This is a genomic window from Shewanella kaireitica, assembly GCF_023284045.1.
In the GTDB taxonomy this organism is placed as follows: Bacteria; Pseudomonadota; Gammaproteobacteria; order Enterobacterales; family Shewanellaceae; genus Shewanella; species Shewanella kaireitica.
Window position 1 is genome coordinate 141,350 of sequence record NZ_JAKIKQ010000013.1, and the last position, 12,104, is coordinate 153,453.

The 12,104-nt window shown below is 43.0% G+C and carries 9 protein-coding genes; 7 read left to right on the forward strand and 2 right to left on the reverse strand.

The features are described from left to right. Positions 1–15: 15 nt before the first annotated feature. Positions 16–2,709 (reverse strand): bifunctional acetate--CoA ligase family protein/GNAT family N-acetyltransferase, encoded by a 2,694-nt coding sequence (locus L2730_RS15710; RefSeq protein ID WP_248975447.1) that lies wholly within the window; start codon positions 2,707–2,709, stop codon positions 16–18. Between the two features lie 604 nt (positions 2,710–3,313). Between L2730_RS15710 and L2730_RS15715 the strand changes: the two genes are divergently transcribed. The 6 genes from L2730_RS15715 to L2730_RS15740 are packed head-to-tail and all read left to right on the forward strand — an operon-like array spanning position 3,314 to position 10,225. Beyond that, complete coding sequence (locus L2730_RS15715; RefSeq protein ID WP_428848462.1) at positions 3,314–4,312, forward strand: AAA family ATPase; 999 nt, start codon at positions 3,314–3,316, stop codon at positions 4,310–4,312. Positions 4,313–4,316: 4 nt separating this feature from the next. Then, a complete protein-coding gene (locus tag L2730_RS15720) occupies positions 4,317–5,315 on the forward strand; it encodes a DUF58 domain-containing protein (RefSeq protein WP_248975449.1) in 999 nt (332 codons plus the stop codon). Beyond that, positions 5,315–5,977: a DUF4381 domain-containing protein gene (locus L2730_RS15725; RefSeq protein WP_248975450.1), complete on the forward strand. Its 663-nt coding sequence runs from the start codon at positions 5,315–5,317 to the stop codon at positions 5,975–5,977. Before L2730_RS15720 ends, L2730_RS15725 begins: the two co-directional genes overlap by 1 nt. Next, on the forward strand, positions 5,970–7,052 hold the full coding sequence (locus tag L2730_RS15730; protein WP_248975451.1) for a VWA domain-containing protein: 1,083 nt from the start codon (positions 5,970–5,972) through the stop codon (positions 7,050–7,052). Before L2730_RS15725 ends, L2730_RS15730 begins: the two co-directional genes overlap by 8 nt. Then, positions 7,052–8,788, forward strand: coding sequence for a vWA domain-containing protein (locus tag L2730_RS15735; RefSeq protein ID WP_248975452.1), 1,737 nt, complete (start codon positions 7,052–7,054; stop codon positions 8,786–8,788). Before L2730_RS15730 ends, L2730_RS15735 begins: the two co-directional genes overlap by 1 nt. A 15-nt stretch (positions 8,789–8,803) precedes the next feature. Then, on the forward strand, positions 8,804–10,225 hold the full coding sequence (locus L2730_RS15740) for a hypothetical protein (protein WP_248975453.1): 1,422 nt from the start codon (positions 8,804–8,806) through the stop codon (positions 10,223–10,225). 129 nt (positions 10,226–10,354) lie between these two features. Here the strand turns inward: L2730_RS15740 and L2730_RS15745 are convergent, their stop codons facing one another. Next, positions 10,355–10,915 carry a dihydrofolate reductase family protein gene (locus tag L2730_RS15745; RefSeq protein WP_248975454.1) on the reverse strand — a complete coding sequence of 187 codons (561 nt, stop codon included), beginning with the start codon at positions 10,913–10,915 and terminating at the stop codon, positions 10,355–10,357. 117 nt (positions 10,916–11,032) lie between these two features. Here L2730_RS15745 and L2730_RS15750 point away from each other — a divergent pair, with 117 nt between their 5' ends. Beyond that, positions 11,033–11,608, forward strand: a complete 576-nt coding sequence (locus tag L2730_RS15750) for a TetR/AcrR family transcriptional regulator (RefSeq protein WP_248975455.1) — start codon at positions 11,033–11,035, stop codon at positions 11,606–11,608. The last annotated feature ends 496 nt before the right edge of the window (positions 11,609–12,104 follow it).

Sequence of the window (12,104 nt, forward strand, 5' to 3'; positions counted from 1 at the left end):
AGCGTTAAGCTAAAATTATGCCTTAAGATCCATATGCATTTTAATCAAGCGCTCTTCCATATCAAAGGTTACTGTGAAACCTAAGTGTTTAGCCAAACTTGCCATATTGCGATTCTCAAACATGGTAAACCCAGTGAGTACGAGTGTGTCATTAGCTTTATAATACTTTATGAGTTTTTCAAGCAGTAATTTGCCCAACCCTTGCCCTTGAAAATTACTGCGTACAGCCATGGCAAATTCCGCTTCTGTATTATCTGGGTCAATTGAAGCTCTGATTGCGCCTAGCGTTATATCATCGCCATCATCTCCTTTAGCTGTTGCAATAAATGCCATCTCTCTGGCGTAATCTATCTGAGTTAGAACCGCCATCTCTTCGTGGGTCATTTTTGAACGTACGCCAAAGTAGCGCTTGTATCTATCTTCATCAGAGAGTGAATTATCAAAGGCTAAATGCTTCGGCTCATCCTCAGGAAGGATGGGTCTAAGCATCACTTCATTACCATTTTTCAGCGTTGCTAATTGTTCAAGCTCTTTAGGGTAAGGAGAGATAGCAAGCCTTGCAGCATTATCGACGGGTTCTTTGTGCAATTGAATATTGACGTCAAGCAAGGTGATTGACTCTCCGGCACATAGAACGGGGTTGAGATCCAGTGATGCTATTTCAGGGCAGTCGATAATTAAATGCGATATTTGTGTCAGTAAAACACACAATGCATTCATATTAAGACCAAGTGGAAGGTGACGATCTTTTAACTTTTTAGTTTTTAGTGCCTGGATCACCATATAACGAGCTAACGTCATGTTTAGTGGCGGTAGGGCTACTGATGCATCTTGAGTAGGATCCCATTCAGAACCGCCTTCTCCAAGAAGTATCGCAGGGCCAAAAACCGGATCATTAGCTACTGCGACTCTTATTTCTTGAGCACCAGCTGTAAGCGCCATTTTTTGTACAATTAATCCTTCAATTTTAGCATCTGGATCCAAAGATATTACGCGATCAATGATGGCTTTAGCTGCATGCTCAACTTCATTATCAGAGGTGAGGTTGAGCATAACACCGTGCACATCTGATTTGTGGTGTATATCAGGTGACTGTACTTTTAGTGCAATGGGGTAACCTGCTTTTCTAGCTAAATCAACCGCTTCCTCGGCTGTGCTGGCGAACCAAGTATCGATAGTATTAAGACCATAGGCACCTAATATACTGCTAGATTCGTGTGTTTCTAATATGGTCTTGCCTTGGCTTAACGCCGTTTGTAATTTTTCTCGTGCTACGGCTGTGTTGGCTGGAATATTATCCGGGATCGATAGCGGAACCTCTTGCAGTAACTTTTGATTACGTCGATATTCTACCATGTGCATAAATGCGCCTACTGCACCTTCTGGTGTGCGGTAGGTCGGGATACCTGATTTAGAAAAATGTCTACGGGCTTCGTAAGCTGAATCTTCGCCGCTCCAATTGGTTAATATATTGACTCTGTTCCTATTGGGATGCTTTGCGATGGTATCCGCAATCGCTTGGGCGACTTGTATGCTTTCCCCTAATGCGGATGGCGAATGCAATATTAAGATGGCATCTAAATTATCGCTATCCATCATTATTTCAAGAGATTTTGCATAACGGATCGCATCTGAATCGCCACCTATATCGACAGGGTTTTGTCCTGACCAACTTTTTGGCAAAAGAGCATTGAGTTTTTGGTAGACGTCTGCTGCTAGCGGAGGTAGTTTGCCACCGCTAAGGATAAGCTCATCGAGAGCCAAAACCGCAGGGCCGCCACCATTACTGATTATCCCAAGGCGTTCACCTTGTAATGGTGTTGAGTGAGCTAAGGTTTCTACTGCTGCGAATAGTTCAATTAAGTCATTAACTCGTAACATACCTGCACGCCTAAAAGCTGCTTCATAAACGGCATCGTTACCGGCTACACCGCCTGTATGGAGTTTAGCTGCGCTTGTGCCTTCAGCGCTGCGACCAGACTTAATGACTAAAATAGGTTTATTTCTTGATGCTGCTCGCGCTGCAGATAGAAACAAACGTTTTTCATTTACGGAATCGATATAGAGCATAATTGCATCGGTTTTTGAATCTCGACCCAAATAATCCAATAGTTCATCAAAATCGATATCGTTTGCATCACCGAGTGATATAAAAGAGGAAAAACCTATTCCCTTATTGTTTGCCCAATCAAGTACCGTAGTACAGATTGCTGCTGATTGTGATACAAATGCGATTTTTCCAGGAAGAGCACTGGTGTGGGCTAAACTGGCATTCAAGCCAATGTTCGGTAATATCATTCCAAGACTATTAGGTCCTAGGATCCGCATGCCATAACGAACAGCATATTGCTCCATTTGATGCAGCAGACTGATTCCATCTTTATTGAGTTCGTCGGCCATTCCCGACGCCATGACAATTGCCACTTTACAGCCAAACTGTGCGAGCGTTTCGATAATGGCGGGCACTTTATTGGCTGCGGTGCAGACAATGGCAAGATCAGGCTTAAGTGGTAATGACTCTATATTAGGATAGGCTAGTACGCCCATTACTGCCTCGTACTTAGGTGTTACCGGCATAATCGGCCCTGAAAAGCCACCGGATAACAGGTTTTTTATCAGTACATTGCCGGCTCGCTTCGGCTGGTTAGACGCACCTATTATCGCAACGGATCTAGGCTTGAAAAGTGTATGAAGAGTACGTTGGCTCATGAACTTATCCACTAAGTCAGTATGTTATGAGTGTACATGAGCAATTTGATTTTTCCATAAGAGTTTAGTCTTGTATCAAGCCAATTGTGGTCTAATATGCGTTCAATCAATTCATAGGGGGATTGTTTGATAATTTTTATCCATTTCCATGGTCTATACCCATCCGACCTGAAAGTGCAGGATTCAGTGGGAGTTTAATGGGCTTTAGTCAAAGGTTATTGCTCCATGCTGAACCTAAACACTTATATCCATGTAGGCGAGGCATTGATTGCAGCTAATGGTCACTCCCTTGGTAAAATCAATAACACAGAGTAAAGCCCATGCTTTTTATATAAGAAACGCCCATCGAAGAAGGGGTTGTGCAAGCCCACTTCGTTGTTGCGATAACTTAAAAGGGAATAACCATTTCCACGTTAACGCGCCTAGAATTGAACTAGCACAACACCTCTGAAACGAGCATTTTCAAGTGGGATGGGTATATTGTAATTACTCTCGCAATTATTTGAAATTAAGACAAAGCGCTTGAAACACGAGTTTCAAGTATTTTTCCCAGTGTTGAGGACCTATGTAACCCTTTAAAATCAAACCATAGTCTTTGTTTGCTATGGAAATTCGAGTGAATTCATCTCAAAAAGCAGTAAGCGCTTTATACACTGCAGTGTGTAAAAGTGTTGTTGGTCAAGATCATGTCGTTAAGTCTCTAATAATAGCTCTGCTGACTCGAGGTCACGTGTTGTTAGAAGGATTACCTGGAACTGCAAAAACACGTTCCATAAAAGCGCTCGCAAAATCAATGCAAGCTAATTTCGGTCGTGTACAGTTTACCCCAGATCTTTTACCGTCTGATGTCACTGGCTCTGAAGTTTATCGAGAGGTCGCCTGCAAACCGCAACTAGACTTTCAACCCGGCCCAATTTTTAACAACTTAGTACTAGCCGACGAGATAAACAGGGCGCCAGCCAAAGTACAAGCGGCTCTACTTGAAGCGATGGCTGAAGGAACGGTAACTGCAGCTGGTCATACTCGAAAGTTACCAGATCTATTTATGGTTTTAGCAACGCAGAACCCTGTTGATCAAGAGGGAACTTACCCGTTACCTGAAGCACAAATGGATCGCTTTACGTTAAAGGTTAATGTGGCTTACCCAGATAAGACAGCTGAACTGGCCATTATTAAGTTAGTTAGGCAGGAAGAAAGTTGCACTGTGAACCTAAATCAAACTGACAGTGCATTGGTCGTTTCGCCAATAGATATTATTACTGGGCAGCAAGAGCTCGCCGATATCTATGTCTCGCCAGTCATGGAAAACTACATCGTTGACCTCATTATGGCGACTCGTTATGTTGATATATATGACAACGCTCAATTCCCTAAGTGGATAGAAGTCGGTGCGAGTCCAAGGGCTAGTATAGCGCTGGATCGCTGCGCGAGGGCACACGCTTGGCTTGATGGGCGTGACTTTGTTTGCCCTGATGATGTGCGAGCTGTACTGCACAGTGTTCTGGGACACCGTCTTATGTTGAGCTACGACGCCGCTGCATCGGGTATTAAGCCTGAGCAGGTTGTCGATGACATACTCAAATACGTTCCGTATGGACAGTAATTAAGTGGATTTTAAATCAAAGCGGCTACGTAAAACTATTACGAGAAGTGATTTCGACTTGCAATCGCTGGATCCTCGCATCTATTGTGAATTACAAACACTGGTGGCGTTAAAGCCTGCAGCCGAAAAATTGTCTTTTCAGCAAGGGCAATTTAGAACCAGTGCCCAAGTAGGCCGCCATAACTCTAAAGTTCGTGGTCGCGGGCTTAACTTTGAAGAGCTTAGGCATTACCAAGACGGTGATGACGTAAAGAATATGGACTGGCGCACGACAATGCGAACGGGTAAACCTCATGTTCGTGCTTACAGCGAAGAAAAAGAGCGCCAAGCATTGATCGTTGTCGACCAACGCGCTTCGATGTTTTTTGGATCGGAGCATGCGATGAAATCTGTTGTTGCTGCTCAATTATCCGCATTGTCTGCTTGGACCCTATTACGAAGTGGTGACAGAGTTGGCGGTTTGGTGTTCGATGACCATCAAAGTCATTATACAAAACCACGTCGTAGTAGCGCCAATGTATTATCTTTGTTCCAATCAATTATAGTAAAAAATCATAAGCTTAACGCTGAAAGCTATGCGACAAAAAGCCACTTTTCTTTAAATAAAACCCTACTACAGCTCGACAAAATCAGCAGTGGAAATTCAACAATCATCATTGTCAGTGACTGGCAGGGATTCAATGATGAGTCGCTTACTTTGCTAAAACATTTACAACGCAAAAATGACGTTGTTTTAGTTTATGTCCATGACCAGTTTGAACGAGAACTTCACCATATAAGTGATCTAGTCGCTACTGACGGTAGTGATCAGTTATCGATGATCCCGAAACAGATAAATCACCAATCCCCGAATTTTTATAAACACTATAGCGATCAATTTAAGCAGAAACTCCACGTGCTTAATTGTGCTAGCCGGACACAAATTTTACCTGTGATAGAAATTGATACTGATGGCAGTGAGTTAAATCAATTTTGCTCTGCATTAGGTAGGAGGGCTAATTGATGCTGAGCATAAATCATATTCAAAGGGCATCAGAACAAAGCGAGTTTAGCTTTGGTAATCCGATGCTGCAACTGAATGAGTTTGTGGGGATTGAAATGCCTAAAGCTGTTGCATTTGTACCGCAAACTTGGGGCTGGTGGCTGTTGTTATCCTCTGTGATTGCGCTCGTTGCAGTATATTCTTATAGACGGGTGAGACATTGGCGACAAAATCGCTACCGTAAGCAAGCTGTCAAAAAAGTAATGGCAGCAAAAGGTAAACCGCTAGCAGAGTTTTCAGTCATAGTGCTAAAAGAGATCAAGCAGGCCATTTCTATTGCCTACGGAGCTTCAACGTTGGTGGTTCCGTCAAACATAAGCCTGTCGAGCAGTCTCAAAGGCACTGCAGCGACTCAAGCAACAGCTTCCCCTGATCGCATTACCTTAGCTGCGCTTGACGGGCATGCATTCCTGCTGTTGTTAGATATAACGGCTGAACACAACACTAGCTTTAATACTCCATTAGGTGATGCGTGGCTGCTTAGTTTACTATCCAAAATTGAAGCTAAGGATGCTATTGCGGTCCAGAACAACCTGGCACAGCAGTGTTGTGTTTGGTTAATGCATCATACGCCAAAATTGCCTAGTAGTTTGATTGTCGAAAAGGCGAGTGCAGATGCTTGAATTTAACTATCCTCTTTGGGCGTTGGTGCTACCCTTACCTTGGTTAATAAACTATTTTTTGCCCGCTTTTAAAGTCAAACAGGCCGCAATTAGGGTTCCGTTTTTTAATACTATCGTGGCTCTATTGAAGTCAGCACCTAACTCAGCGCTGCAATACCTAAAGCCGTCGCGTTGGCAACAATGTGCGCTATTTATTGTATGGTTGCTGCTAGTTACAGCCATGACCCAACCAGTGATCCTTGGTGAACCACAAACACGGCTGCAAATAGGCCGCGATCTAATGGTCGTGGTCGATATATCTGGCTCAATGGACACTAAAGATTTCACCTTGCACGCTAAACAACAAATAGCCGGCGGAGTCGCAAACTCCTCGGTTACTGCATTTTCTGATGAATATATTTCAAGGTTGGATGCAGTTAAGCGCGTACTGCATGAGTTTTCTGAGCAGCGACAGGGTGACAGGCTCGGACTTATTCTATTTGGTGACGCGGCTTATCTACAGGCTCCTTTTACAGCAGACTTGCCTTCTTGGTTAAGGTTACTTAATGAAAGTCGCGTGGCTATGGCAGGTCAAAGTACTCATGTCGGTGATGCATTAGGTTTAGCGATTAAGGTGATGTCAAGCGATGAAATAAAATCATCACAAAAAAATAAAGTGGTGTTATTGCTAACCGATGGTAATGACACCGACAGTTCCGTCCCGCCACTTGAGGCGGCTAAAATCGCGGCTAAAAAAGGTATAAGAGTCCATGTTATAGCCATTGGCGATCCGCAAACCGTTGGTGAACAAGCAATGGATATGGAAGTGATTGAAGGTGTTGCTGCGCTCACCGGAGGTAAAGCATTTAACGCTATTTCGACACAAGAGCTCAATAAGGTCTATCAAACGATAAGTAAACTGGAGCCTGCAAAGTTTGCTAGCTTTACTTATCAGCCGAAAAAAAGTGTCCATTACTTGCCCATAGCAGCCGCACTCGTCATCTATCTGGTTACTTACATTATGGTATTTGTTTTACGTCGGTTCAACGTTAACAAACCCAGTCAGAACGACTCAGAAATCGAGGGGAAGGCGTGATGGATATTGACACAGTGTTAACACAGTTTCATTTTATTAGGCCTTACTGGTTACTGCTAATCATACCTTTTGCTTGGCAACTAGTGGCGCACTTAGGTAATAGAGTGGCCGTTAAACATCGAAAAATGGTGCTTCCTAAACATCTAGAAAAAGCGCTTAGAATTGGTGATGCGAGCTGGCGAAAACGGCTACCGCTTCTATTTTGGGGATTTGGATTTTGTATCGCGATAATAATAGCTGCTGGCCCTACGTGGCAGCGACAAGCTTCTCCTTTTGGAGAGGATAACGCGCCTTTAGTCATCCTATTGGATGTCTCAGAGTCGATGTTACAAACTGATGTTCAGCCTTCTCGGCTCGGTCGTGCTAAGCAAAAAATCTCCGATCTGCTTGCTATTAGAGATGGAGGCAACACTGCACTAATTGTCTATTCAGGTAGTGCGCATATAGCCATGCCTTTGACCAAAGATAACGCTGTATTCCTCCCGTTGCTGGAGGCTATTACACCAAAAATTATGCCGCGAAAAGGTAAGTTTGCTGAGCATGGGTTAGCTGAGATAGACAAGCTATTCACGCAGGGCGATTTTGCAACTCAACCTGTCACAGTGCTCTGGATAACCGATGGGATCGGTACTGGTAGTGAGAAAGCTTTTATTGATTATTTTAATAGGCCGAAAGAGCTAGCAGAGTTGGGTTCACAACAAGAGGGGAACTATGCGAATGACCATACCTTACAGCTAATAGTATTAGGTAGTGGTGATAATAAGCGCGAAGCCGATATTGAGTTTCAGGGTGAAGAATTAGATTCTCTGGCTAGTCATTTAGGTGGGGTCTATCAACAAATATCAGTCGATAATAGCGATGTTGGATCAATCAATAGATTGATAGAACGCAATGTTATTATCAATAGCAATAGCGCTGAGCCTTGGCAAGAAATGAGCTACCCACTAGTGTTTATCTTAGTAGCAGTCTTTCTCCTGTGGTTTCGTAAAGGCTGGACCGTTCAATGGTGTTTTGTTGGCATGTTAATGTTTACCGCGCCGGGGCAGAGCGCAGCCGCTAGTGACTCTGCTAATACTGTTGAAACAGCTGAAATGGACGCTCCAATGGCAGAAAAGCAAAACCTGCAGCAAATAAAGCTTACGGTTAGCCAGTTTTGGTTTGACGCATGGTTAACGCCAGATCAGCAAGGGCAGCGTTATTTTAAAAAGCGGGAATACAGAAAAGCAGCGCAGAGTTTCACTCAGCCTTATAGCAAAGCCACCGCTTTTTATTTAGCAGAAGAGTTTAAGTCCGCTTATATCTATTTTATACGAGTCGACAGCGCCGAGGCTTTGTTTGGCGCTGCTAACGCGTTAGCGCAACAACGAGAGTACATTGCTGCTAGGCAGCTATACCAACAAGTCGTGCAGCAGTATCCCGCCTTTAAGCCTGCACAAACTAATTTGAGAAAAATCCAGAAGATCATTGATGATATAAACCGTCAAAGTGAAAGCCAAGCCAATACTGAAGATGAAACTTCTACAGAGTTAGGTGATGAACCTCAGACAGGCGAGGGAGCTGATGAGAAAATCTCCGCGCAAATGCTAATTAAGCAAACCTATACCGCTGAACAATTACTCGCAGATGATGCGCTAACTCAGGCATGGATGAAGCGGGTAGAAGGTTCACCCAGTAGGTTTTTGGCAACAAAATTCAGAACGCAGCTTAATCAACGTCAGCAATTGACATCAAACTAATGATGAGAATCACTTATGTTAGCCAATAAACAGGCTCTAATAGACGATGAGAGCTTGGAGAGACTATTTCCTATTCTAGCATCACTAAATACGCTATTTAAAGTCGTTGTTATCACACTAATATGGCTGGTCACTCTAGGAAGTCTGCTAGTAATAAGTAGCTTTCCTAATCTTGCTTTCGCAAGTGATGATGGGATTCTAACGACTATCACTCCCAGTACTATTAATGAATTGCAGCAGGCAGGAAAGTTAAAAATTACCACTCGGCTAGCGCCGACTAGCCTTGTTGTACCGCAGCAGCAAGTTGATCTTTATATACAGATCTCGACCGATACATGGTTTGCAGGTGGTAGCCATATTAGTGCTTTTGATGTAGATGATACGATAGTACTTCGACGTAAAAAATTAGCCAATAACTACACCGATCGAATTGACGGTAAAACATGGTCAGTGCAGGAGTGGCAACTGACGCTCTATCCGCAAGCGGTAGGCGCTATCACCGTTCCTAAAATAGCGGTAACCGTGAATGTTGCTGATAAACCAGGGTCTAGCATTAAAGGTACGTTATACACCCAAGCTCAGCACTTTACTGTTGCATTCCCTAATAAAGCGTTAGCTAACGCAAATCACTATATTGCGGCGCCGAAGGTAACATTCAGACAAAAAATAACGCCAGGAAAGGGGAGTGAATTGCATATTGGTGATGCAATCACTCGTACGTTAACCATTAATGCGACCGATACTAGTGCTATGTTGTTTCCAGACTTCCCGCTTTCAAAGTCAGACATCCTATATGGTTATCGAGGCCCTGTAGAGAGTGAAGATCGCCAGAATCGGGGGGATTTCAGCGCGAGTAAAGTTTACCAGCAAACTTATATCGTGCAGCAAAGTGGCGAAGTGACTCTACCTGAACTGTCTTTTTACTGGTGGAATACCAATGATGAAGAGTTAACAACACTTACTGCTAAGGCGCTATCATGGCAAGTCACTCACACACCATTGAGCTTTGTTAAAGCTTACTGGCTATATGGTCTACTGTTGTTAGGATTACTCGCTTTAACGATGAAATTCGTGTTTTTTGCCTGCAAGCGTATTAAAAAGCAGTTGTTTCCGCTGGTCATTCTATTCGCTCATACTGTTATTAACAAACAGTACGCACGTGCAGAGCAATATTTATATTGGCGTAATAGCGACAAGAATAAGCGCGTGGCATATAACCCTAGCTTGAGACTATTAGATGATTCATTGGATGATTTAACTCATGAGTTAAAGGACAATAAATCATTGAATAGAAACCAAGGACAGACTAAAGAGAACTTGTTTGATCGTTGGCAGCAGGGTTTTAATAGATCAAATACAGAGTCTGGACAGTCAGTAAAAACTCGTAGGTTTTATATTATGTTTTGGCGGTTCATTTCAAATAAAAGCGTCAAGTAACTCTGATATAGCTTCATTTGTCGACTCCCCAGGTTACTGGCGATAGATATGCTCCATTAGCTAGACTCTGCTAGCCAGTTCCTTCTAGCTAGAGCAGTCTAAATGTTAAACGGAACTAATAACTAACAACTAATAGCTAACTTGATAATTTACTTGTACAAAGTCATTGGCAAACGCAATAGCGCTTGCTTTAACTAGTTTGATATCCGTAGCCGTTTTGCCAAATAGCGCAATTCCTTCACCTAAGATAACGGGCGCGAGCGTAATGGTCATTTCATTGATTAACTTAAGGTTTAAGAATGATTGGATGGTGGTGCCACCATCAATGTATGCATGCTGATGTCCCTCACTTTCGAGCATAGCAACTAACGTTGTCAGATCCCCTGAGTACATTTCTACTTTATCTTGTAAGTTGCTAGGAGCTTGTTTAAGAGTATTGCTGAGCACAATGATGCGTGTATCTCCATAGGGCCATTGTTCAGGAGATAGTTCCATGCTGGCAATCATTTCCATACACTTACGGCCCATGATTAAGCAATCAACTGAAGATATGTATTCAGCAAAACCCATATCGGCGTGGCTTCCCATATCTGCTTGTGAGTTGCCAGCGCTATGCAGCCAATCAACACTGCCATCCTTTCTTGCTATGTAGCCGTCAGTGCTGGTTGCGATATAAACAGAACATTTCATATTTTAACTCTCATATCAGTTTTTTACTGTAACTCTAGCCCATTGCTTGGCATTCTGTCGGGCTTTCAATTACAATATTCTACACTGTAGAAATAAAGGTGGTCAAGTGAGGGATTGATGTCAATTATAGAGAAAAAACGCGGACGGCCTAAAGGTTCGGACAACCAGTTAAATGCAAAGATTATTATCGATAGCGCTAAGCTAATGATGCAACAGCAGGGAAAAATCCCCAGCATCCGTAGCCTGGCGAACACGCTAAATGTCGATGGAATGGCTATTTACTACTATTTTAGTAACAAAAATGCGCTATTGGAGGCTATTACGATATCGCTGATAGACGAAGTTTACCAGCCTAAGCTTGACGAGAACTGGAAGTTAGCGCTTAAAAAGCTGTGTAGCAGCTATTTAAACTTACTTAATGATTATCCTGGGTTATTAGAAACGCTATTAAATATGGAATCAAATAACCCCGCAGAGATTTTTATAGAGAGATTTAATACGATCATAGCACCTATAGGGTTAGACGATAAAAGTGCAAAAGATGCACTCGACCTGTTGGTCGATTATCTACACGGTTATGCACTGGCATTAAATTGCAGCGCTAGCAAGGGGAGGTTAGACATTGGTATGATCTCTGGCCCGCTTCAAATTTACTGTTTAGCATTGGAAGGGGCTAGGAAAGTGAAGCTGTAGGCTTGAGCACAAACAATACTGGTGCAATACAGATCAACAAGCTGTAGATACTAATAGTATTTCTGGTGGAACTTCGCTGCTACAGGCTTCTTTATATTGTACGTAACAGCTTGATTTTTCGTAACCAACTTTGATTGACCAGCAGTTAGGAACAGCTCTTTCTTCAGCAAAAACTTGAATATATTTGACGTCTAAAGATATTAACTCGGCGATGCCATAACCGACGCCTTGCTCACCTAATGTTTCTGGGTACTTGTACCAAGAATCAACAGGCCCGAGGTTTGTTTGAATCGCACGTTCTGCATTTGGTCGGGTATCGGGAGTGTTATTATACCAATTGCATTAAAAGTTTGACCATTCAGCGGGAATTCAAAACGCTGTAGGAAAGTAGTGGGATTTGAGCTAATAGTTATTCTCGGCTCTGGCATCCTGCTTCGCTCTCGATAATTGCTCCTGCATTATTCTACCTTCGACCATCCTTGGTCTCGTACCTCCT